This is a genomic window from Streptomyces sp. NPDC054883, from assembly GCF_053610645.1.
The window spans coordinates 82411-105817 of sequence record NZ_JBSGYT010000023.1 but is presented as its reverse complement, the minus strand read 5'-3'; the positions used below and the strand labels follow the sequence as shown (position 1 = coordinate 105817).

Annotated in this window: 27 protein-coding genes and 1 rRNA gene; 19 read left to right on the top strand and 9 right to left on the bottom strand. The window is 72.4% G+C overall.

Annotated features, from left to right (window positions below; translation table 11 throughout):
* The 9 genes from rrf to ACWGH1_RS18900 all read left to right on the top strand — a co-directional run.
* A 5S ribosomal RNA gene (gene rrf, locus ACWGH1_RS18940) occupies positions 1-91 on the top strand; the annotation flags it as partial.
* A gap of 148 nt (positions 92-239) precedes the next feature.
* Positions 240-893 (top strand): HAD family hydrolase, encoded by a 654-nt coding sequence (locus tag ACWGH1_RS18935; RefSeq protein ID WP_453355134.1) that lies wholly within the window; start codon positions 240-242, stop codon positions 891-893.
* A gap of 91 nt (positions 894-984) precedes the next feature.
* Positions 985-2214, top strand: a complete 1230-nt coding sequence (locus tag ACWGH1_RS18930; RefSeq protein WP_453355133.1) for an MFS transporter — start codon at positions 985-987, stop codon at positions 2212-2214.
* Positions 2186-3334 (top strand): acetoin utilization protein AcuC, encoded by a 1149-nt coding sequence (locus ACWGH1_RS18925; RefSeq protein ID WP_453355135.1) that lies wholly within the window; start codon positions 2186-2188, stop codon positions 3332-3334. Before ACWGH1_RS18930 ends, ACWGH1_RS18925 begins: the two co-directional genes overlap by 29 nt.
* 91 nt (positions 3335-3425) lie before the next feature.
* Positions 3426-4256, top strand: a complete 831-nt coding sequence (locus ACWGH1_RS18920; protein WP_453355132.1) for a phosphatase — start codon at positions 3426-3428, stop codon at positions 4254-4256.
* Positions 4257-4370: 114 nt separating this feature from the next.
* On the top strand, positions 4371-4580 hold the full coding sequence (locus ACWGH1_RS18915) for a helix-turn-helix domain-containing protein (protein WP_008738568.1): 210 nt from the start codon (positions 4371-4373) through the stop codon (positions 4578-4580).
* 140 nt (positions 4581-4720) lie between these two features.
* A complete protein-coding gene (locus ACWGH1_RS18910) occupies positions 4721-4819 on the top strand; it encodes a 30S ribosomal protein bS22 (RefSeq protein ID WP_003948845.1) in 99 nt (32 codons plus the stop codon).
* A 95-nt stretch (positions 4820-4914) separates the two neighbouring features.
* Positions 4915-5988 carry an NAD-dependent epimerase/dehydratase family protein gene (locus ACWGH1_RS18905; protein ID WP_453355131.1) on the top strand — a complete coding sequence of 358 codons (1074 nt, stop codon included), beginning with the start codon at positions 4915-4917 and terminating at the stop codon, positions 5986-5988.
* The gene (locus ACWGH1_RS18900) at positions 5988-6986 is read left to right on the top strand and encodes a lysophospholipid acyltransferase family protein (RefSeq protein WP_453355130.1); all 999 of its coding nucleotides are present in this window, start codon (positions 5988-5990) and stop codon (positions 6984-6986) included. Before ACWGH1_RS18905 ends, ACWGH1_RS18900 begins: the two co-directional genes overlap by 1 nt.
* An 84-nt stretch (positions 6987-7070) precedes the next feature.
* Here the strand turns inward: ACWGH1_RS18900 and ACWGH1_RS18895 are convergent, their stop codons facing one another.
* The 3 genes from ACWGH1_RS18895 to ACWGH1_RS18885 form a co-directional block, all read right to left on the bottom strand.
* Positions 7071-8276 carry a DUF5667 domain-containing protein gene (locus ACWGH1_RS18895; protein WP_453356040.1) on the bottom strand — a complete coding sequence of 402 codons (1206 nt, stop codon included), beginning with the start codon at positions 8274-8276 and terminating at the stop codon, positions 7071-7073.
* Positions 8277-8498: 222 nt separating this feature from the next.
* Entirely contained in the window at positions 8499-9308 is an 810-nt protein-coding gene (locus tag ACWGH1_RS18890; protein WP_453356039.1) for an ECF subfamily RNA polymerase sigma factor, BldN family, read from the bottom strand.
* Between the two features lie 331 nt (positions 9309-9639).
* A complete protein-coding gene (locus ACWGH1_RS18885) occupies positions 9640-10614 on the bottom strand; it encodes an HAD family hydrolase (protein ID WP_453356038.1) in 975 nt (324 codons plus the stop codon).
* A 123-nt stretch (positions 10615-10737) separates the two neighbouring features.
* On the opposite strand from ACWGH1_RS18885, the gene ACWGH1_RS18880 reads away from it, so the two are divergent.
* The 8 genes from ACWGH1_RS18880 (at position 10738) to ACWGH1_RS18845 (ending at position 18430) form a co-directional block, all read left to right on the top strand.
* A complete protein-coding gene (locus tag ACWGH1_RS18880) occupies positions 10738-11016 on the top strand; it encodes a glutaredoxin family protein (RefSeq protein WP_453356037.1) in 279 nt (92 codons plus the stop codon).
* Positions 11017-11289: 273 nt separating this feature from the next.
* Positions 11290-12123, top strand: coding sequence for a redox-sensing transcriptional repressor Rex (locus ACWGH1_RS18875; RefSeq protein WP_453408837.1), 834 nt, complete (start codon positions 11290-11292; stop codon positions 12121-12123).
* Positions 12120-13868 carry a glutamyl-tRNA reductase gene (locus tag ACWGH1_RS18870; RefSeq protein ID WP_453408836.1) on the top strand — a complete coding sequence of 583 codons (1749 nt, stop codon included), beginning with the start codon at positions 12120-12122 and terminating at the stop codon, positions 13866-13868. The genes ACWGH1_RS18875 and ACWGH1_RS18870 overlap by 4 nt, the downstream gene beginning before the upstream one ends.
* A complete protein-coding gene (gene hemC / locus ACWGH1_RS18865; RefSeq protein WP_453356846.1) occupies positions 13865-14833 on the top strand; it encodes a hydroxymethylbilane synthase in 969 nt (322 codons plus the stop codon). The genes ACWGH1_RS18870 and hemC overlap by 4 nt, the downstream gene beginning before the upstream one ends.
* Positions 14830-16497 (top strand): uroporphyrinogen-III synthase, encoded by a 1668-nt coding sequence (locus ACWGH1_RS18860; RefSeq protein WP_453356845.1) that lies wholly within the window; start codon positions 14830-14832, stop codon positions 16495-16497. Before hemC ends, ACWGH1_RS18860 begins: the two co-directional genes overlap by 4 nt.
* 146 nt (positions 16498-16643) lie before the next feature.
* Positions 16644-17645: a porphobilinogen synthase gene (hemB, locus tag ACWGH1_RS18855; protein ID WP_453356930.1), complete on the top strand. Its 1002-nt coding sequence runs from the start codon at positions 16644-16646 to the stop codon at positions 17643-17645.
* A gap of 96 nt (positions 17646-17741) precedes the next feature.
* Positions 17742-18101: a hypothetical protein gene (locus tag ACWGH1_RS18850; protein WP_453356931.1), complete on the top strand. Its 360-nt coding sequence runs from the start codon at positions 17742-17744 to the stop codon at positions 18099-18101.
* Positions 18102-18157: 56 nt separating this feature from the next.
* Complete coding sequence (locus ACWGH1_RS18845) at positions 18158-18430, top strand: DUF1876 domain-containing protein (protein WP_389665602.1); 273 nt, start codon at positions 18158-18160, stop codon at positions 18428-18430.
* Here ACWGH1_RS18845 and ACWGH1_RS18840 read toward each other — a convergent pair.
* Both ACWGH1_RS18840 and ACWGH1_RS18835 read right to left on the bottom strand, forming a co-directional pair.
* Positions 18412-18654 (bottom strand): DUF397 domain-containing protein, encoded by a 243-nt coding sequence (locus ACWGH1_RS18840; RefSeq protein ID WP_453356932.1) that lies wholly within the window; start codon positions 18652-18654, stop codon positions 18412-18414. The genes ACWGH1_RS18845 and ACWGH1_RS18840 overlap by 19 nt on opposite strands.
* Positions 18651-19475: a helix-turn-helix domain-containing protein gene (locus tag ACWGH1_RS18835; protein WP_453408835.1), complete on the bottom strand. Its 825-nt coding sequence runs from the start codon at positions 19473-19475 to the stop codon at positions 18651-18653. The genes ACWGH1_RS18840 and ACWGH1_RS18835 overlap by 4 nt, the downstream gene beginning before the upstream one ends.
* Positions 19476-19587: 112 nt before the next feature.
* On the opposite strand from ACWGH1_RS18835, the gene ACWGH1_RS18830 reads away from it, so the two are divergent.
* Entirely contained in the window at positions 19588-19989 is a 402-nt protein-coding gene (locus ACWGH1_RS18830) for an ATP-binding protein (protein ID WP_453408834.1), read from the top strand.
* On the opposite strand, the gene ACWGH1_RS18825 is transcribed toward ACWGH1_RS18830, so the two are convergent.
* The 4 genes from ACWGH1_RS18825 to ACWGH1_RS18810 form a co-directional block, all read right to left on the bottom strand.
* A complete protein-coding gene (locus ACWGH1_RS18825; RefSeq protein WP_453354977.1) occupies positions 19986-20441 on the bottom strand; it encodes an SRPBCC family protein in 456 nt (151 codons plus the stop codon). The two genes, ACWGH1_RS18830 and ACWGH1_RS18825, sit on opposite strands and share 4 nt — an antisense overlap.
* Positions 20438-20947 carry an RNA polymerase sigma factor gene (locus tag ACWGH1_RS18820; RefSeq protein ID WP_453354978.1) on the bottom strand — a complete coding sequence of 170 codons (510 nt, stop codon included), beginning with the start codon at positions 20945-20947 and terminating at the stop codon, positions 20438-20440. The genes ACWGH1_RS18825 and ACWGH1_RS18820 overlap by 4 nt, the downstream gene beginning before the upstream one ends.
* Positions 20944-21372, bottom strand: coding sequence for a DUF3995 domain-containing protein (locus ACWGH1_RS18815; RefSeq protein WP_453354979.1), 429 nt, complete (start codon positions 21370-21372; stop codon positions 20944-20946). Before ACWGH1_RS18815 ends, ACWGH1_RS18820 begins: the two co-directional genes overlap by 4 nt.
* Before the next feature lie 86 nt (positions 21373-21458).
* Positions 21459-22376, bottom strand: a complete 918-nt coding sequence (locus ACWGH1_RS18810; RefSeq protein ID WP_453354980.1) for a LysR family transcriptional regulator — start codon at positions 22374-22376, stop codon at positions 21459-21461.
* 70 nt (positions 22377-22446) lie between these two features.
* Here ACWGH1_RS18810 and ACWGH1_RS18805 point away from each other — a divergent pair, with 70 nt between their 5' ends.
* Positions 22447-23403, top strand: a complete 957-nt coding sequence (locus ACWGH1_RS18805; RefSeq protein WP_453354981.1) for an NAD-dependent epimerase/dehydratase family protein — start codon at positions 22447-22449, stop codon at positions 23401-23403.
* The last annotated feature ends 4 nt before the right edge of the window (positions 23404-23407 follow it).

The following is a 23407-nucleotide window of genomic DNA, read 5'->3' as shown; positions in this document are numbered from 1 at the left end:
GCCCGGTTACATTCCGAACCCGGAAGCTAAGCCTTTCAGCGCCGATGGTACTGCAGGGGGGACCCTGTGGGAGAGTAGGACGCCGCCGAACAATCATTGTGGGAAAGCCCCGCACCAGCCCCTTCCGGGGGGCACGGTGCGGGGCTTTTCTGCGTTTACCGGCTGGCGGCGTAAAAAGTCCTACGGATGCCCGGCATGGGTCGCACGGCCGCCGAGCCGGCGACTCGTAGGGTGGTCGTATGGGCTATGACCTCGTCATCTTCGACAACGACGGCGTGCTGGTGGACAGCGAGCCGCTCGCCAATCGGATCCTCGCCGGCTACCTGACCGAGCTCGGGCATCCCACCTCGTACGACGAGTCGCTCCGCGACTACATGGGCGGCGCCGTGCACCGGGTGCACGACCTCGTACTGGAGCGGACCGGGCAGCGGTTGCCCGAGGAATTCGACGAGATGTTGCACTCGCGGACGTTCGAGGCGTTCGCGCGGGAGCTCCGGCCCGTCGAGGGGGTGGAGGAGGTACTCGGCGCGCTGACCGCGCACGGGATCGCCTACTGTCTCGCCTCCTCCGGAAGCCACGAGCGGATCCGGGTCGGGCACCGGGCCGCCGGCATCGACGGGTGGTTCGAGGAGGAGTGGATCTTCAGCGCGCAGGACGTGGGCCGCGGCAAGCCCGCGCCCGATCTGTTCCTGCACGCCGCCGGCCGGATGGGCGTGGAACCGGCGCGGTGCGTGGTCGTGGAGGACAGCCCGCTCGGGGTCGAGGCGGCCGTGGCCGCCGGGATGGACGTGTACGGATTCACCGGGATGATGCCCGCCGACCAGCTGGCCGGCGCCAAGGCCTGCTTCGGGGAGATGAAGGACCTCATCCGGTTGCTCGGCATCGAGGAGTGACGCACGGGTGAACGGTGACCGGCCCGCGAGCCCGCGATTGGTGTGTGATCGCTCTACCCACCGGTAGTCCGGCCCCCTACGCTGAGCCGCCATGACAGATGACGTGCGGCTGCGCCGTGGCCGGTTGTCCCTCGGGTTCAGTTTCTTCGTGCAGGGGGTGACCTTCGCCCTGCTCGTGACGCGGATCCCGGCGATTCAGGACCAGTACGGGATATCCGACGGGCTGCTGCCCGCGTTCCTGGCCGCTGTGCCGGTCCTCGCCGGGGTCGCCAGCGTCGCGACCGAGCACCTGGTGAAGCGGGTCGCGCCCAGCGTGGTCCTGCGGTGGGCCCAGCCGCTGGTGCTGCTCGCCCTCCTCGGTGCCGGGGCCGGCGATCAGATGTGGCACGTGGCCCTGGCGCTCGGCGCGTTCGGGCTGTCGGTCGGGGCGCTCGACGCCTCCATGAACATGCTCGGGGTGAGCCTCCAGCGCACGTACGGCCGCAGCATCATGCTCGGGTTCCACGCCTCGTACAGCCTGGGCGGGATCCTCGGGGCCTCAGCCGCGTGGGCGGGGGCCCATTGGCATCTGGGGCTCTTCGTGAGTTACCTGCCGGCCGTCGTCCTCCTGCTGCCGGCGGTCGTGGCCGGGAGCCGGTTCTACGTCGACCAGGGCGGACCGGGCCCGGGGGTGGAAGCGGGCAAGGGCCTGGGGGCCGGCGGGTTCGGGCTGTTGCTGCCGCTGTGCCTGGTGATGGCGTGCGCGTACATCGGGGACTCGACCGTCTCGAACTGGAGCGCCAAGTACCTCCAGGACGTGCTGGGGAGTTCGGAGCAGCTGGCGACCGTCCCGTACAACGTGTACATGGCGACCACGCTGCTGGGGCGGGCCGTCGGGGACCTGGGCGTGCGCCGCTTCGGGCCGGTCGCGGTGGTGCGGGCCGGGACGGTGGTCGCGGCCGGCGGGTTCGCGGTGGTGGCCGCCGCGCCCGGGGCGTGGACGGGGATGCTCGGCTTCACTCTGCTGGGGATCGGGCTGTGCGTGATCGTGCCGCAGACCTTCGCGGCCGCGGGGAGACTGTTCCCCGGGGCGTCGGACACGGCCATCGCCCGCCTCAACATCTTCAACTACGTCGGCTTCCTGGTCGGTTCGCCGCTGGTCGGCGGGATCGGGGACGCCTGGAGCTACCGCGGGGCGATGCTGGTACCGATGGTGCTGGTGTTGGTGACGCTGTTCTATGCCCGTTCCTTCGGGGTCGGCGGGGCCCGATACGGTGTCGGGCATGAGCGGCGAGCCGGTGACCGGGTTGTTGATGTGGGACGAGGCGGTAACGAGGTATGACTTCGGACCGGGCCATCCGATGGACCCGGTGCGCCTGGCGCTGACCATGGGACTGGTGCGGGCCTTCGGGCTGGACCGGGCCATGGAGGTGCGGGCGGCCCGTGCGGCGGGGGATTCGACGCTGCGGCTCGTGCACCGGGAGGACTACGTCGCCGCGGTGCGGGAGGCGTCGGCCGATCCCGGGGCTGCCGACGGTTCGTACGGGCTCGGGACCGTTGACGATCCGGCCTTCCACGGGATGCACGAGGCGTCGGCGCTGATCGCCGGGCAGTCGGTGGCGGCGGCGGAGGCGATCTGGCGCGGGGAGGCCGGGCACGCGGTGAACTTCGCGGGCGGGCTGCACCACGCGATGCCGGGCGGGGCGGCCGGGTTCTGCGTGTACAACGACGCGGCGCTGGCGGTCGCCCGGCTGCTGGAGCTGGGCGCGCAGCGCGTCGCGTACGTGGACGTGGACGTGCACCACGGGGACGGGGTGCAGGCGGCGTTCTGGGACGACCCCCGGGTGCTGACGGTGTCCCTGCACGAGCATCCGCGGACGCTGTTCCCGCAGACCGGTTGGCCGCAGGAGACGGGCGGCCCGGCCGCCGAGGGCTCGGCGGTCAACGTGGCGCTGCCGGCGGGGACGGGGGACGAGGGCTGGCTCCGCGCCTTCCACGCGACGGTGCCCGAGCTGCTCGCGGACTTCCGGCCGCAGGTACTGGTGTCCCAGCACGGGGCCGACACCCATTTCGAGGATCCGCTGGCCCATTTGGCGGTGTCGTTGGACGCGCAGCGGACCGTCCAGGAGGCGTGTCACCGGCTGGCCCACGAGTACGCGGACGGCCGCTGGCTCGCCCTGGGCGGGGGTGGTTACGCCGTGGTGGACGTCGTGCCGCGCTCCTGGACCCACCTGGTGGGCATCGCGGCGCACCGGCCCGTCGATCCGGCTTCGGCCGTGCCGCCGGAGTGGCGGAGCGAGGTGTACGCGCGGACCCGGCAGCCGGGGCCGGCGCGGATGACCGACGGCCGGACGGTGGGATGGCGGGACTGGGAGGCGGGCTACGACCCGGCGGACAGTACGGATCAGGCCGTCCTGGCGACGCGGCGGGCGGTGTTCCCGGTGCGCGGGATGCTCGTGTAGGGGGTGCGCGCGGTGAAGCATCGTTACGCCAACGGTGGGGCGGTTCGGCGGAATTGCTGAGGCGCCGGGGCGGGTGCGGCAGCATCGGAGGGTGTTGAGCACCGGCGCGCTGCGTGCGCATCTGCTGGCCTCCCGGTTGGCCGGGCCCGTCGCCACCTCGCGTGAGGAGAGCCTGCGCAGTTACAGACTGTTCGCGGCGCGTGATCCGCGGGTGCTGCTGGGGCTGGAGCCGGAGCGGGGGTGGGGTGAGCGCGAGCTGCTGCGGCTGATGGCCGACAGGTGCGGGGTCTCCGCGGACCCGTCGCACGTCAGCGGGCCGGACGTGATCGATCCGGAGCGGACGCTGGCCGGGCTGGAGGCGTTCGCGGCGCGGCTGCGGGAGGTGGCGCGGGCGCGGTCGCCCGTGTTGTTCGGGACGGGGCATCCGCACCGCCTCCTGGGGTTCTACGCCAGTTTGGCGCGGGCCCTGTCGGCGGCGGGCTGTGTTGTCCTCACCCCGGCGCAGGGGGTCCGTGTCGACATGGCGACCCGGTTCGGCGTACGCGGACACCGCATCGATTACGTACGGGGGGTCGCACTGGTGCGGGAACCCGGCGCGCGGCCACCTGCGAGTGTCACCGGCGCGCACACCCATTCGCCGCTGCCGGTTCGGATCGCGCTGGGGGCGTTGGCGGACTCGGGCGGGCCGTTGCCGGAACTGGTGGTGGGGGACCACGGATGGGTCTGCGGTGCAGGTCAGTTGGGTGTGGCGGCGATCGGGCTGGCGGATACGGACGATCCCGCGCTGTTCGTCGGGGAGTCCGAGGGGCGGGTCGCGGTGGCGGTTCCGCTTGACGACGGGGTGCGCGCGGATTTCTACCGGCCCCTCACGCGGTACGTCGTGGACCGGGCCGGTCTGCCGTGGCGTCAGGAGTGGCCGTAGCTCCTCTTCCCCACTCGTATCACACGCCCCTACTCTGGGGAGTGAGCGTGCGACGACGGGGCGTAACCGGAGGGGAAGCCGGTGCCCGTCATGCGCGGAAGGTCAAGGTGTGTCATGGCTGCTGGCGAGAGGCCTCTCAGTGAGGTTCAGTTCCTGACCGTGGCGGAGGTCGCCTCGGTGATGCGAGTGTCGAAGATGACCGTGTACCGCCTGGTGCACAACGGTCATCTGCCCGCCATCCGGGTGGGCCGGTCCTTCCGGGTCCCCGAGAACGCGGTTCACGAGTACCTCCGAGAGTCCTATGTGGGGGTGGAGTCGGCTTGAGATGACTCTCGGGTTGCCCTCGGATTACAAGCTCAGAGCTCGGGCGGGTAGGCTAGGCCGACGTAGGTCGTGTGGGCCCAGACGCCCCGCACCGATCCCCGCTGGCGCGGGGATGTTCCGAGAAGTGAGCGAGGGTAGTCGTGGGCTCTGTTATCAAGAAGCGGCGTAAGCGGATGGCCAAGAAGAAGCACCGCAAGCTGCTCAAGCGCACCCGCGTCCAGCGCCGTAACAAGAAGTAAACGGCAGCTGTACGTGTTCTCCGCAGCCCCTCCACCATCCTGGTGGAGGGGCTGCGGTGTAGCCGGGGGACTTCTTCGAGGGAGGCGCTGAACTCGTGGGCAAGGTCGTTCTCGTCACTGGTGCTGCCCGGCAGCTGGGGGGCCGCTTCGTGCGGCGCATCCAGCGGGAGCCGGATGTCGAGCGGGTGATCGCGGTGGATTCGGTGAGTCCTCCGCACCGGCTCGGTTCGGCCGAGTTCGTGCGTACGGACATCAGACGCTCGGCCATCGCCCGGGTGCTCGCCGAGCACGCCGTCGACACGGTGGTGCACCTCGCCGTGACGGGAGGCAGCGCGGGCAGTGGCGGTGCGCGCAGCGCCGTGAAGGAAACGAACGTCATCGGGACGATGCAGCTGCTCGGGGCCTGTCAGAAGTCCCCGACGGTACGGCGGCTCGTGGTGAAGTCCAGTACCAGTGTGTACGGGGGCACCTCGCGGGATCCGGCCGTCTTCACCGAGACCACGCAGCCGAAGTCGCTGCCGGCGGCCGGCTTCGCGAAGGACGCGGTGGAGGTCGAGGGGTACGTACGGGGCTTCGCGCGCAGGCGGCCGGACGTGGCGGTGTGCGTGCTGCGGTTCGCGAACATCCTGGGGCCGTACGCGGATTCGGCGCTGGCCGAGTACTTCTCGATCCCGGTGATGCCGACCGTGCTGGGGTACGACCCGAGGCTGCAGTTCGTCCATGAGGACGACGTGGTGGACGTGCTGCGGCTGGCGGCCGGCGAGCCCGAGCGGGGGACGCTGAACAGCGGTACCTTCAACATCGCGGGCGACGGGGTGTTGCTGCTGTCGCAGTGCGCGCGGCGGCTGGGGCGGCCTACGGTGCCGCTGGTGATGCCCGCGGTGACGTGGGTGGGGTCGGCTCTGCGGGCGGTCGGGGTGACGGAGTTCTCGCCCGAACAGATCCGGCTGCTGACGCACGGGCGGGTCGTGGAGACCACGCAGATGCGGTCCACCCTAGGGTTCGAGCCGATGTACACGACCGCCGAGACGTTCGCGGACTTCGCGCGGAGCCGGGGAAGCGGGCTGTTGCCGCCGGAGCGGGTGGGGCGGGCCGTGGACCGGGTGGCCGGGATGCTGAACGCGGATCTGTCGGGTGTCGGGCCGGCGGCTGAGGGAGCGGAGCGATAGTGGCGGACGCGAAGGTCATCCCCTTCGACGAGGAGCGGCCGCGGCGGCGGCCGTCGCGGCGGGTCCGGTTGGCTCCGCCGGCCGGGGAGCCGGTGGTGCAGCCGGTACCGGAGCCTGCGGTGGAGGCCCGGGAGGCCGCCGGGGCCGTGGGCCGGCCGGGTGACTGGGACCGGCGGATCGCCGGCGGGCTGGCGTTCCTGCGCAGGCGGATCACCGGGGAGTACGAGGTCGACGACTTCGGCTACGACAAGGAGCTGACGGACCAGGTCCTGATGTCCGTGCTGCGGCCGCTGTTCGACAAGTACTTCCGGGTCGAGGTCAAGGGCATCGAGAACATCCCGAAGCAGGGCGGCGCGCTGATCGTGGCGAACCACTCCGGGACGTTGCCGCTGGACGGGCTGATGCTCCAGGTGGCGGTGCACGACCACCATCCGGCGGAGCGGCACCTGCGGCTGCTGGCCGCGGACCTGGTGTTCATGCTGCCGGTGGTGAACGAGCTCGCCCGCAAGGCGGGTCACACGCTGGCCTGCTCGGAGGACGCCCAGCGGCTGCTGGAGGCCGGGGAGCTCGTCGGGGTGATGCCGGAGGGCTTCAAGGGGATCGGGAAGCCCTTCGGGGAGCGGTACAAGCTCCAGCGGTTCGGGCGCGGCGGGTTCGTGTCGACGGCGCTGCTGGCGCGGACGCCGATCGTGCCCTGTTCGATCGTGGGGGCGGAGGAGATCTACCCGATGGTCGGCAACGCGAAGACGCTGGCGCGGTTGCTGGGCGTGCCGTACTTCCCGGTGACTCCGACGTTCCCGTGGCTGGGGCCGCTCGGGATGGTGCCGTTGCCGACGAAGTGGACGATCCAGTTCGGGGAGCCGATCTCCACGGACGGGTATCCGGCGGAGGCGGCGGAGGATCCGATGCTGATGTTCAACCTGACGGACCAGGTGCGGGAGCAGATACAGCACACCCTGTACCGGCTGCTCGTCCAGCGGCGGTCGGTCTTCTTCTGAGGGCGGCCCTTCCGAGGCCGGGCCCGGTTCCCGGGTACGACGCAGCGGTGCCCGGCGGACGATTCCGCCGGGCACCGCTCCGCGCTATTCGGCGTCCTCCGCCTTGATGCCGAGGCCCGGGAGCAGGCCGGGCAGGAGCGGCGGGAGGGTGATGTCCGGCTGGGGCTGTGCCGGGGCCGCTCCCGAGGGGGGCGGTGTGGCTTGACCCTCTGCCGGCGGGTGGAGCAGATCGCCGGTGCCGCCCAGGAGCCCGCCGGAAGCCGGGGGCTTGGAGGCCGCTGACGGGGGCGTGCTCGGGGGCGACGCCGCCGGGTGGCCTGCGGGGGGCTCGGGCTGCTGCTTGCCGGGGGAGGCGCTGGGCTTCGCCTGGCCGTCCGTGGACCCGCGGGACTGCTCCGGGGGCTTGGGCAGCAGGTTCTGGATGGGCGCCACGTCTTCGTCTATGGCCTGGAAGACCGACTCGACCTGGCCCCCGACGTCGGTGAGCTGCACCGGGAGTTTCTCGCGGAGCTTGCCCCACGCGTCCCGGTGGGAGCGGGAGAACGAGGACAGCATCTGCATCGGGCCGAGCGAGCCGTCCCGTTCGTAGGCCGCCTGGAGCAGCCGGTGGCCTTCCGCCGCGTCGTGGCTCATGCCCGCCAGGGCCCGGCGGATCGCGCCCAGGGACTCGTGGTCCAGGACGCCGGTCCGGCCGCGCTCCATGAGTCTGCGGGCCTCCGAGAGCCGGTTCGAGGCCTGGTCGAGGTAGAGCTCGCCCCGGTCGGAGTCCTCGTCGGCCATCCCCAGCTTGAGGTCCTCCATGCCCCGTTTCACGGGGTAGAGGGAGTCACCGGGCAGGGCGTCCGTACTGGCAGCGGCCACTCCGCCGAAGGCCCCCGCGGCCACACCCACGGTGAGGCCGCCCGCTGCGATGCCCTTGGACCAGCGGGAGCGGGGCCGCATCTTCCGGAGCGAGGTCGCCCGGTGGGCGCCGCGGCCGGTCCGCTGTTCGGGCACCAGAGGGTCCGGTGCGGCACTGCCTCCGGCCCTCTCTTCCTTCGCCAGGGCCTCCATGGCGGCGACGAGCTGTGCTCGTTGCACCACTTTGACCTCGGGGTCCAGCACCGGGCGCGGCATTCTTTCGCCGAGCACGTTCGCCAGGGCCAACAACCGGTCGTGGTCGGCAGGTTCGGCAGGTGCCTCGGACTGCTCGGCCGCCGGGTCCGGTTCCGAAGGGTCGGACGGGGTCCGCTCCTCCAGGGCCTGGGCGAAGGCGTTCGCCCGCCGGTGCGGAGTCACGTTCGCGATCACTGGCGGCACCTCCTCTCGTCATGACGATCGACTCCCCCAGGTGTCCGGAAGGTTGCCTTCCTTGAGCACATCCACACTTTCGAGTGAGCGGCTTCGGGCAGGGCGTGTCCACAGGGAGCCTGCATTCCGCACAACGAGCGGCGCGGCACTTGGGTTACGGACGAAGGATGATCGGACCACAGCGGCATCGGAGTCATCAAGGGGATCGGGGGCGGGAGGCGGTCAGCGGGCGTCGTCCGGGAGGAGGCGGGCCAGGGTGCGGACCGCCCGGTACTGGAGCGTTTTGATCGCGCCCTCGTTCTTGCCCATCACCCGGGCCGTCTCGGCGACGGAGAGGCCTTGCAGGAAGCGCAGGGTCACGCACTCCTGCTGCTGCGGGTTGAGTTTTCGCACGGCCTCCAGCAGGGCCGCGTTGGAGAGGGACTCCAGGACGGAGTCCTCGGGGGACCGTTCCACCTCGTTGGCGTCCAGCATCTCGCCCGTGGTCACTTCCAGGCGGAAGCGGCTGGACTTGAAGTGGTCGGCCACCAGGTTGCGCGCGATCGTCACGAGCCAGGCCCCGAAGTCGCGGCCCTGCCAGGTGAAGGTGGAGATGCGGCGCAGCGCGCGCAGGAAGGTCTCGCTGGTGAGATCCTCCGCGGTCGCCTTGCCGCCGACGCGGTAGTAGATGTAGCGGTACACCGTGTCGCTGTACTGGTCGTAGAGCCGGCCGAAGGCGTCGGCCTCGCCGGCCTGGGCGCGTTCGACCAGGTCCATCATGCGGGCCTGGTCGCTGTCCGCGGTGGGGCGGCGGGCGGCGGGCGCGCTGGTGCCGGAGGCGGTGCCCGCACCGCCCGCGCGACCGCGTCTGCCCACCGTCGCTCCGCCGTCGGTCAGGGCGTAGCAAGGACCGGCCGGGCCGAGGCCGGCAGGGACCGCGGCGGCGAAGGCGGGGACGGCGTACGCGGTGGGGACGAAGCCGCGCAGGTGGTCGAGGACCGTTGCGCGCAGCGTAGCCAGGCCCGAGGCGTCAACCCCGACAGGTGGGTACACGGGACTCCCAGAGGCAGAGCTTCCATCACGTGCAGTGCGGGACCGTTCACCCGTCGTGGCGACAGATGGACGGTGGCATGCGTTTGAGGAGAATAACGCTTCGTACAGGCAGCGCTACACCCAGTTGCTCAAATCACCGGTTCCGACACTTCTGTTGCGTACCCAGGGCATATTCAGTCGCAGTTGGTGATCGGTTCTTGATCGGTTGGGTACGCGGAATGGGCGCTTCCACTGTGCTGCGCGACCGAGTCGGGCATGCCGGAGTGCCGCGCCGACGGCGCGGGTAAAGGTGCGGGGTTGCGCGCGCGGGACCGCCGCGGGCGCGCCGGGGCTACTTGCGGCGGCGGTGCAGGGCGATGGCGGCGGCGGTGCCGCCCGCGATCGCGCCGACGCCCGCGGCTGCCGGGACGCCGACCTTCACGGCCTTGCGGCCTGTCCGGTAGTCGCGCAGGCGCCAGTCGTTGGCCCGGGCATGCTTGCGCAGTTTTGTATCGGGATTGATCGCGTACGGGTGTCCGACCAGCGACAGCATCGGAATGTCGTTGTGCGAATCGCTGTAGGCGGCGCAGCGTTCGAGATCGAGTCCCTCGGCGGCGGCCAGGGCGCGCACCGCCTCCGCCTTGGCGGGGCCGTGCAGCGGCTCGCCGACCAGGCGGCCGGTGTAGACGCCGTCGACGGACTCGGCGACGGTGCCCAGGGCGCCGGTCAGGCCGAGGCGGCGGGCGATGATCGTGGCGGTCTCGACGGGGGCGGCGGTCACCAGCCAGACCTTCTGGCCGGCGTCGAGGTGGGCCTGGGCCAGGGCGCGGGTGCCCGGCCAGATCCGCTCGGCCATGTACTCGTCGTAGATCTCCTCGCCGATCGCCATGAGTTCGCAGACCTTGTGGCCCTTGACGATGGACAGCGCGCTGTCGCGGGCGTCCTGCATGTGCTCGGGGTCCTCGACCCCGGCGAGCCGGAACCAGGCCTGCTGCCAGGCGAAGCGGGCGAGTTCGCGGCGGCGGAAGAACTCGCGCTTGTAGAGGCCGCGGCCGAAGTGGAAGATCGCGGCGCCCTGCATGACGGTGTTGTCGAGGTCGAAGAAGGCGGCGGCGAGGTCGTCGCCCCGCACCGGGAACTCGGCCTCGGCGGGCTTCTCGGCCGGCTTCTCGGGGGACTTCTGCGGGGCCGCCTGCGGCGCTCCGGTGAACGGTGGCGCCTCGTCCTGCGCGCTCTTGCGCGCGGCCTCGGCCGAGGCCTCGCCTGCCAGCACGCTCCGCGCGGTGGCGGAGCGCCTACGGGGGGTGAGCCATCCAAGAGCGGCCATGACGCGAGCATAGCCACTGTGTTCGGGAGTTCCCGAACCGAGGAGGAACGCGGGCGTGAACTCTTCGGAACGGCCGCCTCCCCGCCCGTCGGCGGCTCCCGCCCGGCGCGGGACAATGAGGACATGAGTCCTCTGTTGCGCCGCAAGGAGAAGAAGCGTCCCGAGGAGCGGCTGGTCACGCTCATCGGCAAGCCGGGATGCCACCTGTGTGACGACGCGCAGGAGGTGATCGAGAAGGTCTGCGCCGAGACCGGCGCGCGGTGGGAGAAGAAGGACATCTCGCAGGACGCGGAACTGCACCGGCTGCACTGGGAGCAGATCCCCGTGGTGCTGGTGGATGGTGAACAGCACACCTTCTGGCGGGTGAACCCTGAGCGACTGCGCCGGGCGTTGGAGGGCTGACCGTCCGGCCGGTTATCATCATGGGCGATTTATGGGGGCTCGGGGGCGTATCGATGAGGAGTGTGTACGTTTTTGCCCCCCTCTGGATTTGAACGGGTTCGGCCCGTTCCCGGTTCCGCCCGTCGGCGCCCGGACCGCGTGACCCCGGTCACTTTGGTCGGACAAAGCGGACACAATCTTTGTGCACGCGTTCACAAAGACATAGCCTGCTTCCGACGGGGCGGTCTTGGGACAAGTGACCGCCTGCAGCCCCGCTCATCCCGCAGGAGCATCGTGGCAACTGGCCGAACTCACCGACCGGCGACCCGCAGCCGAGGTATTCCCGAGGCCACTGTCGCCCGGCTTCCGCTGTACTTGCGTGCCCTCACCGCGCTCTCCGAGCGATCGGTGCCCACGGTGTCCTCCGAAGAGCTCGCGGCCGCCGCCGGAGTGAACTCCGCCAAGCTCCGCAAGGACTTCTCCTACCTCGGCTCGTACGGCACGCGCGGGGTCGGCTACGACGTCGAGTACCTCGTCTACCAGATCTCCCGCGAGCTCGGGCTGACCCAGGACTGGCCGGTCGTCATCGTCGGCATCGGCAACCTCGGCGCGGCCCTGGCCAACTACGGCGGTTTCGCCTCGCGCGGGTTCCGGGTCGCGGCGCTGATCGACGCCGACCCGGCGATGGCGGGGAAGCCGGTGGCCGGCATGCCCGTGCAGCACACCGATGAGCTGGAGAAGATCATCGAGGAGAACGGGGTCTCCATCGGGGTCATCGCCACCCCGGCGGGCGCGGCGCAGCAGGTGAGCGAGCGGCTCATCGCGGCGGGCGTCACCTCCATCCTGAACTTCGCGCCGACCGTGCTGTCCGTGCCGGACGGCGTGGACGTGCGCAAGGTGGACCTGTCGATCGAGCTCCAGATCCTGGCGTTCCACGAGCAGCGCAAGGCCGGCGAGGAAGCGGCGGCCGCCGCGGGCTCCGCCGGCGACTCCGGTACGGGCGCGGTCGCTTCGGGCGCCGCGGCCGCCGCCGCGGCTGCTCCGGGCGCTGCCGCGAACCCGGTGGCCGCCTCCGCCGTCCGCAAGGGCGGCCCCGAGGGTGACGTTCCGGCGGTGATGCCGGCATGAGTCTGCTGGTCGTAGGGCTGAGTCACCGCAGCGCGCCGGTGAGCGTGCTGGAGCGGGCCTCGCTGTCCGCCGACGCCAAGGTCAAGCTGCTGCACGACACCCTCGCCGCCGAGCCGGCGACGGAGGCGACGGTGCTCGCCACCTGCAACCGGATCGAGCTGTACGCGGACGTGGACAAGTTCCACGCCGGTGTGGCCGAACTGTCGACGTTGCTGGCGCAGCACAGCGGGGTGGCCCTGGAGGAGCTCACTCCGTACCTCTACGTGCACTACGAGGACCGGGCGGTGCACCACCTGTTCTCGGTGGCGTGCGGGCTGGACTCGATGGTGGTCGGCGAGGGGCAGATCCTCGGGCAGATCAAGGACGCGCTGGCGCTGGGGCAGGAGCAGCACACGGCGGGCCGGCTGATCAACGACCTGTTCCAGCAGGCGCTGCGGGTCGGCAAGCGGGCGCACTCGGAGACCGGGATCGACCGGGCCGGGCAGTCGCTGGTGACGTTCGGGCTGGAGCAGCTGTCCATGGGCGCCGAGGTCTCGGCGTGGGCGGCGGGCAAGCGGGCGCTGGTGATCGGCGCCGGGTCGATGTCGTCGCTGGCGGCGGCCACGCTGGCGCGGGTCGGCGTCGCCGAGATCGTCGTGGCGAACCGGACCGTGGAGCGGGCCGAGCGTTTGGCCGGGATTCTGGTTGCCTCGGGCACCGGGGTGCGGGCGCGGGCCGTGACGATGGCCTCTGTGCCGGGCGAGTTGGCGCGGGCCGACGTCGTCGTGTCCTGCACGGGCGCGACGGGGCTGGTGCTGACCGCCGACGACGTGCTCGCCGCCGCTTCCCGGGGCGCCGCCCCGGACCCCGCGCCTCAAACGCCGACGGGGCTGGATGAGCGGGGCGCTGCCCCGGCCGCCGCACCACGAACCCGCCCGGACCCCGCGCGGGGGTACCCCCGCGCGGGGCTGGACGTGGCGGACGTGGCCGGGCTGGACCGGGACGTACTCGCCCGGCTCGTCGCCGCCGCCGAAGGCGGCCGGCGGCTCGCCGACGCCGGGGCGGTACGGGTCATCACCAGTGCTCCGGCCGAGCCCGACGGGTGCCCCGTGGGTCCCGACGGGCGGTCCGCCCTGACCGGGGTCGACGCCAGCTCCCTGGAGCTGCACGGCACCTGGGCCGACCAGGGCGAGGCCGCCGCGCACCGGCAGCCCCGCAAGGGCGCCCGGAGCCAGGTCGACGTCCGGCCGGTCCGGCTCGCGCTGCTCGACCTGGCCATGCCGCGCGACATCGACGCGGCCGTCCACCGGATCCCCGGCGTGCGGCTGGTCGACATCGAGTCGCTCGCCGAGGCCTCGGCGGACGCCCCGATGGCGGCCGACGTCGACGCGGTGCGCGCGATCGTCGCCGAAGAAGTGGCGGCCTTCGGCGCGGCGCAGCGGGCCGCGCACATCACGCCCACCGTCGTCGCGCTGCGCGCCATGGCCGCCGAGGTGGTGGCCATGGAGGTGGCGCGGCTCGACGGCCGCCTGCCGGATCTGGACGAGCGCCAGCGGGCCGAAGTGACGCAGACCGTGCGGCGCGTCGTAGACAAGCTCCTCCACGCGCCGACCGTGCGCGTCAAGCAGCTCGCGAGCGAGCCCGGCGGCGCCGGGTACGCGGAGGCGCTGCGTGAACTCTTCGACCTCGACCCTCAGACGGTGGCCTCCGTCAGCCGGGCGGACGCGGCCGATCCGAAGAACGACGACCCAGGACGGGCATCATGAACACACGTCCCGACCAGCCCCTCCGGCTTGGCACGCGACGCAGCAAGCTGGCCATGTCCCAGTCCGGGCACGTCGCCGAGGCGGTACGGGCGGTCACCGGCCGGCCCGTCGAGCTCGTGGAGATCACGACCTACGGTGACGTGTCCCGGGAGCACCTCGCGCAGATCGGGGGCACCGGCGTATTCGTCACCGCCCTGCGCGACGCGCTGGCCCGGGGCGAGGTGGACTTCGCCGTCCACTCGCTGAAGGACCTGCCGACCACGCAGCCCGGGGAACTGGTGATCGCGGCCATGCCGAAGCGGGAGGACGCGCGGGACGCGCTCGTCGCCCGTGACGGCCTGACCTTCGAGCAGCTGCCCGACGGAGCCCGGATCGGCACCGGTTCGCCGCGCCGCACGGCGCAGCTGCACGCGTACGCCAAGAGCCTGGGCAAGGTCATCGAGACCGTGCCGATCCGCGGGAACGTCGACACCCGGATCGGGTACGTGCGCGCCGGTGAGCTCGACGCCGTCGTCCTGGCCGCCGCCGGCCTGAACCGGATCGGCCGCGGTGACGAGGCCACCGACCTGCTGTCCGTGGACAACGTGCTGCCCGCACCCGGCCAGGGAGCCCTGGCCGTGGAGTGCCTCGCGTCGGACACGGCCCTGATCGCCGCCCTCGCCGAACTCGACGACCCGTTCACCCGGGCCGCCGTGACCGCCGAGCGGTCCCTCCTCGCCGCCCTGGAGGCCGGATGCAGTGCCCCCGTGGGCGCGCTCGCCGACCTGCCGGCCGACGGGCAGACTGTCAATGAGATGCGCCTTCGCGCAGTCGTCGGAACCCTCGACGGCTCGACGCTGGTGCAGCTGTCCACCACCGGTCCCGTGCCCCAGTCTTACGACGAGGCCATGGCGCTCGGCCGCGAACTCGCGGACGAGATGCTGGCCAAGGGCGCGGCCGGTCTGATGGGGGAGCGATCGCTTTGAACCCCTCAAGTCCCACTCCCTCCGCTTTTGCGGCGGTCGCCGCCCACGGGCACGTCACCTTCCTGGGCGCCGGCCCCGGTGACCCGGGTCTGCTGACGCTGCGCGCCGTGGAGGCGCTCGCCTCGGCGGACGTGCTGATCGCGGAGCCCGAGGTGCTGGAGGTCGTCCGTACCCACGCGCGCGCGGGTGTCGACACGCCGCAGCTGACGATCGCTGACGAAGTGTCAGCAGCCGCCGGGGTGCCGGTGATCCGCGACGCGACCAATCTTGTCATGGAGGCCGCGCGGTCCGGCAGGCGGGTCGTGCGTGCCGTCACCGGCGACCCCGGGCTCGACGGCAACGCGGCCGAGGAGATGCTCGTCTGCGCCACCGAGGGGATCCCCTTCGAGGTGGTGCCCGGTGTCGCGACCGCCGTCGGCGTGCCCGCGTACGCCGGTGTGCCGCTGCGCGGCCGGGGCGGCGCCGACGTGCGCTTCCTGGACGCCCGGACCGCCTCGGCGCGCTGCTGGAGCGAGGTCGGCGCCAGCGACGGCGTCCTCGTCGTCTCCGCGACGCTGGAGACGGTGTCGGCGGCCGCCGCCGAGCTGGTGGGCGCCGGGCGCAAGCCCGACACCCCGCTGACGGTGACCGTGGCCGGTACGACGACCCGGCAGCGGACCTGGAGCGCGACGCTGGGTTCGATCGCGCAGGTCTTCAAGCAGGGCAAGGTGCTCCCCTCGCCCGAGGGCGCGCGGCCCGTCATAGCCGTGGTCGGTGAGCACGGCGCCACCGCGCGCCGCGAGGACCTGGCCTGGTTCGAGTCGAAGCCGCTGTTCGGCTGGCGGGTGCTCGTGCCGCGCACCAAGGAGCAGGCCGCCTCGCTCTCCGACCAGCTGCGTTCGTACGGCGCGGTGCCGCACGAGGTGCCGACCATCGCCGTGGAGCCGCCGCGCACCCCGCAGCAGATGGAGCGGGCCGTCAAGGGCCTGGTGACCGGACGCTACGAGTGGATCGCGTTCACCTCCGTCAACGCGGTGAAGGCGGTGCGGGAGAAGTTCGAGGAGTACGGGCTCGACGCGCGCGCCTTCGCCGGCATCAAGGTCGCCGCGGTGGGCGAGCAGACGGCCGCCGCGCTGGTCGAGTTCGGCGTCAAGCCTGACCTGGTGCCGAGCGGCGAGCAGTCGGCCGCCGGACTGCTGGACGACTGGCCGCCGTACGACCCGGTCTTCGACCCGATCGACCGCGTCTTCCTGCCGCGCGCCGACATTGCGACCGAGACGCTGGTCGCGGGCCTGATAGAGCTCGGGTGGGAGGTCGACGACGTCACCGCCTACCGGACGGTGCGCGCGTCGCCGCCGCCGGCGGACACCCGTGAGGCGATCAAGGGCGGCGGCTTCGACGCCGTGCTCTTCACGTCGTCCTCGACGGTGCGCAACCTCGTCGGGATCGCCGGCAAGCCGCACAACGTGACGGTGATCGCCTGCATCGGCCCGGCGACGGCCAAGACGGCGGAGGAGCACGGCCTGCGGGTCGACGTGCTGTCGCCGGAGCCGTCGGTGTCGAAGCTGGCGGAGGCGCTGGCCGAGTACGGGGCCGCGCGCCGCGAGGCGGCCAAGGAGGCCGGCGAGTCGGTGTACCGGCCGAGCGAGCGCCGCCCGGGCGCGCGCCGCCGCCGTACCACCTGAGGGCGGTCGCAGGACCCGCCGGGGCCCGGACGCGATGCGTCCGGGCCCCGCGGCGTACCCGGGGCGTGGTGCGGCGCGGGGGCGCGGGCGGGCACGGCCTACGCTGGTTCCCGACTGTTCTCGATGCTCGAAGAGGCGACTAGAAGATGAGCACGTACGGATCCTTCCCCGGCTCGCGCCCCCGCCGGCTGCGCACCACCCCGGCGATGCGGCGGATGGTCGCGGAGACCCGCCTGCACCCCTCGGACCTGATCCTCCCCGCCTTCGTGCGCGAGGGCATCACCGAGCCCCTGCCCATCTCGGCGATGCCGGGCGTGGTCCAGCACACCCGCGACACCCTGCGGAAGGCGGCCGTGGAGGCCGTCTCGGCCGGCGTCTCGGGGATCATGCTGTTCGGTGTCCCGGCGGACGAGAACAAGGACGCGCTGGGCACGGCGGGCACGGAGCCGGACGGCATCCTCCAGGTCGCGATCCGCGATGTGAAGGCCGAGGTGGGGGACGATCTGGTGATCATGTCCGACCTCTGCCTGGACGAGTACACCGACCACGGCCACTGCGGGGTGCTCGACGAGCACGGCCGGGTCGACAACGACGCGACGCTGGAGCGGTACGCCGAGATGGCGCAGGTCCAGGCCGACGCGGGAGTGCACGTGGTCGGGCCCAGCGGGATGATGGACGGCCAGGTCGGGGTGATCCGCGACGCGCTGGACGAGACCGGTCACGAGGACGTGTCGATCCTGGCGTACACGGCGAAGTACTCGTCGGCGTTCTACGGTCCCTTCCGCGAGGCCGTCGCCTCCTCCCTCCAGGGCGACCGCAAGACCTACCAGCAGGACCCGGCGAACGCCCGCGAGTCCCTGCGGGAGCTGGCGCTGGACCTGGAGGAGGGCGCCGACATGGTCATGGTCAAGCCCGCGGGCCCCTACCTGGACATCCTCTACCGGGTCGCGCAGGCGGTGGACGTGCCGGTGGCCGCGTACCAGATCAGCGGCGAGTACGCGATGGTCGAGGCGGCAGCCGAGAAGGGCTGGATCGACCGCGACCGCGCCGTCATGGAGACGCTGCTCGGCATCAAGCGGGCGGGCGCGGACACGATCCTCACGTACTGGGCGACGGAGGTCGCCCGGCGGCTGGGGCGGGAGGGCTGAGGGGACACCCCCCGGCACCCCCGCCTGGGTAGCCCGACCCGCCGCATGAGTACCGGCACTCATGCGCGGGCCGCCCGGCGGTGGCTGGATGGGGGCATGACCCAGAACGCCACCGCTACCCCCACCGCCCCCGACCGCCGCGCCTTCGTCGCGCCGCTCGTGGCGACCCTGATCACGCTGCCGCTCGGGCTGGTGGCGCTGTTCTTCGCCGGGATCAGCCCGATGGCCTGTGACTCCTGCAACGGCGACGAGGCCCACGCCTTCGACGACAGCTTCGCCGCCGCCTTCACCGTGTTCCAGGCCGGGCTGGCCGTGGCGCTCGTCCTACTGCTGACCGCCTGGGCGCTGCCCTGGCAGCGCCGGCACGCCGCGAAGCGCGTGCTGCTCGCCGCGCTCGCGCCCGCGGCCGTCGTCCTGACCTGGGTGCTCTTCTACGGCATGGTCGACTGGCCGTAGGCCGGTGGCCGGGCGCACCCTGGAGGGAAGAGGTCGACCTCTGGAGGTGATGCCTCATGGCCACGCTCGCCGGGTGGCATGTGGAACTGGAATTCACCGAGGAGGGCCACCGCACCAGCGCGGCAGCCCTGCTCAGGCTCATGGACGGTTCCGAACTGCGGGCGCACGGCTACGCCATGCGCCATCCGTCCGACACGGACCAGCTCCGGGTCGGTGAGGAGATCGCGGGCGCGCGGGCGCTCATGGATCTCGCGTCGCAGCTACTGGACAAGGCCCACACCGAGATCGACGCGGAGTCGGGCCGGCACTCCTACCCGCTGACCCAGTGAGCGAGGCGGGTCCAGGTAGCGGGTGAAAGGGTGAGGACGGGACCGTGCGGGACCTTCGAGTCCCGCACGTGTACCTGGTCGGCGGGGCAGGTGGCCATCTCGACGCACGCACCGCCCTCGTCGCTGCTGTAGCTCGACTTGCGCCAGGCGAAGGCCACTTCGAGGCACTGGCCGCCTTCGTCGCTGCTGTAGCTGGACTTGAACCACACGAGTTCGGTGCTCATCGCTCTCCTAGCAGCCGGTCCAACAGGGCCTTCGTCTCATCGAAGTTGAGGGCCTGTGACCGCAGCATCGCATACTTCTGAGTGAGGATGCTGACCTCGTTCGGGTCCCTGACGAGCATGCTGCCGCGCTGGGTTTCGGAGTACGCGAGGTGCTGGTGCTCGGGGGTCTCCAGCAGGATGAACGGGCCTGCGAGACCCGCGTGGGCGGTGATGCCGAGCGGCAGCACCTGGAGGGCGATGCCCGGCCGGTCCGCGCACGCGCGCAAGTGGCGGAGCTGCTCCCGGTAGACCTCGTCGCCGCCGATCCGGTCGCGCAGGGCCGCCTCCCAGATGACGAAGCTGAGGGTGGGCGGGGTGGGGCGGCGCAGTATCTCCTGGCGCTTGATCCGTAGGGCGGTCTGGAGCTCGATCCAGTCCTCGCCCGCGTACGGGACGCGGCAGCCGAGCACCGCGCGGGCGTACGCCTCGGTCTGGAGCAGCCCCGGCACGGTCATCGTGTCGTACCAGGACAGCGCCAGGGCCTCCCGCTCGCGCTCCATGTACTCCTCGGCCCAGGCCGGGATGGTGTCGACCTCCGGCAGCCGGTTCGCGGCGACCGTCAGCAGGCCGGGCAGGCCGAGGATCCGGTCCATCCGCTCGGCGACGTCCGGCATCAGGACCCGCCTGCCCTGCTCGATGGAGGCCAGCGTCTCGACGTCCATGACGACGAGTTCGGCGAGGGCGCGCTGGGTCAGTCCTTTTGCTACGCGGGCGACGGCGACGAGCTCACCGACCATCTTCATGGTCGTCGAGTTCGGCCGGACCCTCTTCCTTGGTGGCATGAAAGTGAACTCCCCACCTGTGCACGAGTGATAGCCGTGCCAACCCGTACTCAGTGAGGAGTACGGGTCGGCCGCCTCCATGAAGCTAGTCACACACCGCGACGCTCGTCAGGTGAACGTGACGAATGAACCCGCCCTCGTGCGGGACCGGTTCTACCCCCGCAGTCGTCAAACCATCGCCGCGGCCAGGCACTTCACGGCCGAGACCCTGGACGCGTGGGACGCCCTGGCCCGGCTGGACGACGTGTTGCTCTGCGTGAGCGAGCTGGCCACCAATGCCCTGCTGCACGGGGTGCCCCCCGGCCGGGGCTACCGCCTGCGGCTGTTCCGCTTCGACGGCGTCGTCCGGGTCGAGATGCACGACAGCGGCGGCGGCCGGCCGCGCGTCGCGGACCGGGACGCCGCCGCCGAGCGGGGCCGGGGACTGCTGCTCGTCGCGGCCGTCGCCGACCGGTGGGGTGTCGGCCTGCGCAGCCCCGGCAAGACGGTGTGGTGCGAGCTGGACGTGCCTTAGAGGCGCACCTCCCCGACCCGGTGCTCCAGGCGGGACATCGCCCGGGCCAGTTCGGCGGCGGTGCCCAGCGGGACGATCGCCGCGCGGCCCGGGACCCGGACGCCGCCGGTCAGGGCCACGCGGGTGCCGCCGCCCGGTTCCGGGGCCGCCGCCATGCCGATGATCAGGAAGCGGCTCTGGAGCCAGCACCAGCCCGGGCGGAGCACTCCCCGGAAGTGGGCCCGCAGCCCGTACTTGCTGCGGGCCAGGGCCTCCACCCGGTCGCCGCTCACCCGCAGCACCCGTACCTCGCGCATGTCGGGCTGGAAGCGGCCGAACTCGCCCTCCAGGTCGGCCATCACCGCCCAGACGGTCTCCGGGTCGGCGGCGAGCACCCGTTCGGCGATCCGGGCGCCCGGGATGCCGGCCGCCATCACCCGCAGCCGGGCGACCGCGTCCATCGCGTACGTCATGAGAACCACGCCTTCCGGAAGCTCGTTCGGGCCCGGTGCAGCCGGGACTTGGCGGTGCCGGGCGGCACGCCGAGGACGGCCGCGGCGGATTCCTCGTCCAGCCCCTCGACGTCGCGCAGCACCAGCACCGCGCGGTGGTCGGGGGACAGCCGGGCCAGCACGTCGTCGATGTCGGCGGCGAGCTGGGGGTCGCCGCGCCCGGGTACGTCGGCGAGTTCGGCGGGCCGGGCCCGGGCCGCGCGGCGGGCGGTGCGCACCGCCTCGCGGACCGCGATGGCCCGTACCCAGCCGTACAGGGCCTCGGGGTCCCGCAGCGCGCGCAGCGCCCCGAAGACGGCGACGAGGGCCTCCTGGGTGGCGTCCGGGCCGTCCGCGAGGGCGATCGGGGTGCAGACGCGGGTGACGTACGGGGTGAGGTGGTCGAGGAGGTCGTGCATCGCGAGGGTGTTGCCGGCGCGGGCGGCCCGGGCGAGGGCGACTCCGCGTTCGCGTTCGTCCGGGCTCACCGGGCGCGGGCCAGGCGGGCGGCGGCCCAGCCGAAGCCGAGGCAGGCGGGGGTGTAGAGCGCGAGGTTGAGTGCGTAGAAGGGCCCGGGCGGGCTGTCGACGATCCGGGCGGCCCAGCCCAGGCCCGCGAGGCCCCGTACGGCGAGTCCGGCGGCGACGGCGCCGGTCACCAGGCGGGTCGCGGGGCCGCCGCGGCGGTGGGCGTGGGCGAGGACGGCGGCGGCGCCGGTGAGGGTGAGCGCGGCGAGGGGCAGGACGACGGGCGGGGCGAAGGAGACCTCGGTGCCGAGGACGGCGAGGGAGAGTTCGTGTGCATCCGGGGCGGGCCAGGTGCGCCCCGTGGCCCAGTACAGGTGGACGAGTCCGTCCACGGCCAGCAGGGCCGCGAGCGCCGTGCCCAGGCTGCGGCGGGTGGTGTCGTTCATGTGTTCCCCCTCGGTGTCGAGCGTGGTGTCGAGAACCAACGCCCTGGAGAGGGGACGGACTTGCGGAAGGTTCCCTGTGTTCCGCGTCACAGCAGGAGGTCGGGCCGCGCCGCCGCCCGGTCCCGCAGGGCGCGGATCAGGGTGGTGAGCTCCGGCTGGTCGCGGTGGTGGCCGAGGGTGGCGACGCCGATGTGCCGGGTCGGGGCCGGCGCCTCGACCGGGACGGCGCGCAGGCCCGGTACCGGCGGGGCCAGGGCGATGGACGGGATCAGCGAGACGCCCAGGCCCGCGGCGACGAGCGAGCGGGCGAAGAAGTAGTCGGTGGTGGTCCCGCGCACTTGGGGGTCGAAGCCGGCGCGTTCGGCGTAACGGCGCAGGTACGCCTCGGTCTTGAGGCAGCCGAGCACCCAGGGTTCGTCCGCCAGCTCGGCGAGGCCGAGCGCCGCGCTGCCGGCCAGGCGGTGTCCTTCGGGCAGGACCACGTAGAGGGGGTCCTCCATCAGGGGGATCCACTCCGGGGCGGGGCTGCGGCCGGTGCGTGCGGGCAGCGGGCCGTCGAAGCGGTAGGCGAGCGCGAGGTCCACGGCGCCCCGGCGGACCAGGGGCAGGCTGTCCTCGGGCTCGTCCTCCCGGACGTGGACGACCGTGTCGGGGTGGGCGGCCGTCAGCGCGGCGAGGGCGTCGGGGAGCAGGAGCCGGCCGCCGCTGGTGAAGGTGGCGAGGGTGAGCCGGGTGCGGCCGGTGCCGAGCCGGTCGACCTGTCGTGTCGCGTGGGCGAGTTCGGCGGCGACCGACTCGGCCGCGCCGACCATGATCCGCCCGGCGGGGGTGAGGGCGGTCCCGCGGGTGCTGCGCGCCACGACCCGCGCGCCGAGGCCGCGTTCCAGGGCGGCTATCTGCTGGGAGACGGCCGAGGGGGTGAGGCGCAGGGCTGCCGCGGCCCGGTTGAAGCTGCCGTGTTCGGCCACTGCCCGCAGGACTCGGAGCCGCTGCACATCGATCAACAGTTTTCCTTAACACGCGGGCAGCAAGTGGGCACTTCTGCCGGGGACCGTACGTCTTCAGGATGGTGGCATGCACACGGTCGACAAGCCCCAGGTTCACAAGCAAGAGGTCTGCGTCATCGGCGGAAGCCGGTACTTCGGCAAACTCCTCGTCGAGCGGCTGCACGCCGCCGGACACCGGGTGACGGTGATCAACCGCGGCTCCGCCCCGCCGCCGGCGGGCGTGGAGCACCTCGTCGTGGACCGCGACGACGAGGCCGCCCTCACCGCCGCGCTCGGCACCCGCACCTTCGACGTGGTGGTCGACCAGGTCTGCTACACCCCCGTCCAGGCCGCGATCGCCGTTCGCGCCTTCGCCGGGCGCACCCGGCGGTACGTGATGACCTCCACGATCGAGGTGTACGACCCGGCCACCGCCGCGCCGGGGGCGCTCGCGGCCGTCGCGCCCGGTACGCCGGTCGCGGAGGACGTCGTGGACCCGGCCGGCTGGCCGGTGCGCACCGACCTGCCCTGGCACGACGCGGCCCACCGGGAGGCGCACTACGCCGAGGGCAAGCGCCAGGCGGAGGCGGTCTTCACCCGCGAGGGCCGGTTCGACTTCGCCTGCGTGCGCAGCGCCCACGTACTCGGCGGCGGCGCCCGGGAGTTCACCGGCCGGCTGGCGCACTACGTCGAGCACGTCACCCGGGGGCGGGAGATCGCCGTGCACGCCGGAGCGCTGCCCACGGTCTTCATCCACTACCGGGAGCTGGCCGAGGTGCTGCTGTGGGCGGCGACGGACAGCGGGTTCACCGGCCCGGTGAACGCCTGCTCCGACGGTCTGCTCGACGTACGCGACCTGGTGGCCGTGATCGCCGGGCAGACCGGGCGGCGGCCCGTGTACCGGACCGTCGCGGCGGGCCGGGTCGCGTCGCCGTTCTCCTTCGAACGGCACTACGCCATGGCCAACGACCGGGCGCGGGAGCTGGGCTTCGCCTTCTCCCGCACGGCCGACTGGCTGCCCGGCGCCGTCTCGGAGACGCTCTGAGCGG

What these genes read in the sequence shown, in the direction of transcription:
- ACWGH1_RS18935 (WP_453355134.1), top strand. Translation starts at nt 240, where the DNA reads ATGGGCTATGACCTCGTCATCTTCGACAACGACGGCGTGCTGGTGGAC.
- ACWGH1_RS18930 (WP_453355133.1), top strand. Translation starts at nt 985, where the DNA reads ATGACAGATGACGTGCGGCTGCGCCGTGGCCGGTTGTCCCTCGGGTTC.
- ACWGH1_RS18925 (WP_453355135.1), top strand. Translation starts at nt 2,186, where the DNA reads ATGTGGGACGAGGCGGTAACGAGGTATGACTTCGGACCGGGCCATCCG.
- ACWGH1_RS18915 (WP_008738568.1), top strand. Translation starts at nt 4,371, where the DNA reads ATGGCTGCTGGCGAGAGGCCTCTCAGTGAGGTTCAGTTCCTGACCGTG.
- ACWGH1_RS18885 (WP_453356038.1), bottom strand. Translation starts at nt 10,614, where the DNA reads ATGGCCGCTCTTGGATGGCTCACCCCCCGTAGGCGCTCCGCCACCGCG.
- ACWGH1_RS18880 (WP_453356037.1), top strand. Translation starts at nt 10,738, where the DNA reads ATGAGTCCTCTGTTGCGCCGCAAGGAGAAGAAGCGTCCCGAGGAGCGG.
- ACWGH1_RS18870 (WP_453408836.1), top strand. Translation starts at nt 12,120, where the DNA reads ATGAGTCTGCTGGTCGTAGGGCTGAGTCACCGCAGCGCGCCGGTGAGC.
- hemC (WP_453356846.1), top strand. Translation starts at nt 13,865, where the DNA reads ATGAACACACGTCCCGACCAGCCCCTCCGGCTTGGCACGCGACGCAGC.
- hemB (WP_453356930.1), top strand. Translation starts at nt 16,644, where the DNA reads ATGAGCACGTACGGATCCTTCCCCGGCTCGCGCCCCCGCCGGCTGCGC.
- ACWGH1_RS18850 (WP_453356931.1), top strand. Translation starts at nt 17,742, where the DNA reads ATGACCCAGAACGCCACCGCTACCCCCACCGCCCCCGACCGCCGCGCC.
- ACWGH1_RS18845 (WP_389665602.1), top strand. Translation starts at nt 18,158, where the DNA reads ATGGCCACGCTCGCCGGGTGGCATGTGGAACTGGAATTCACCGAGGAG.
- ACWGH1_RS18840 (WP_453356932.1), bottom strand. Translation starts at nt 18,654, where the DNA reads ATGAGCACCGAACTCGTGTGGTTCAAGTCCAGCTACAGCAGCGACGAA.
- ACWGH1_RS18835 (WP_453408835.1), bottom strand. Translation starts at nt 19,475, where the DNA reads ATGCCACCAAGGAAGAGGGTCCGGCCGAACTCGACGACCATGAAGATG.
- ACWGH1_RS18825 (WP_453354977.1), bottom strand. Translation starts at nt 20,441, where the DNA reads ATGACGTACGCGATGGACGCGGTCGCCCGGCTGCGGGTGATGGCGGCC.
- ACWGH1_RS18815 (WP_453354979.1), bottom strand. Translation starts at nt 21,372, where the DNA reads ATGAACGACACCACCCGCCGCAGCCTGGGCACGGCGCTCGCGGCCCTG.
- ACWGH1_RS18805 (WP_453354981.1), top strand. Translation starts at nt 22,447, where the DNA reads ATGCACACGGTCGACAAGCCCCAGGTTCACAAGCAAGAGGTCTGCGTC.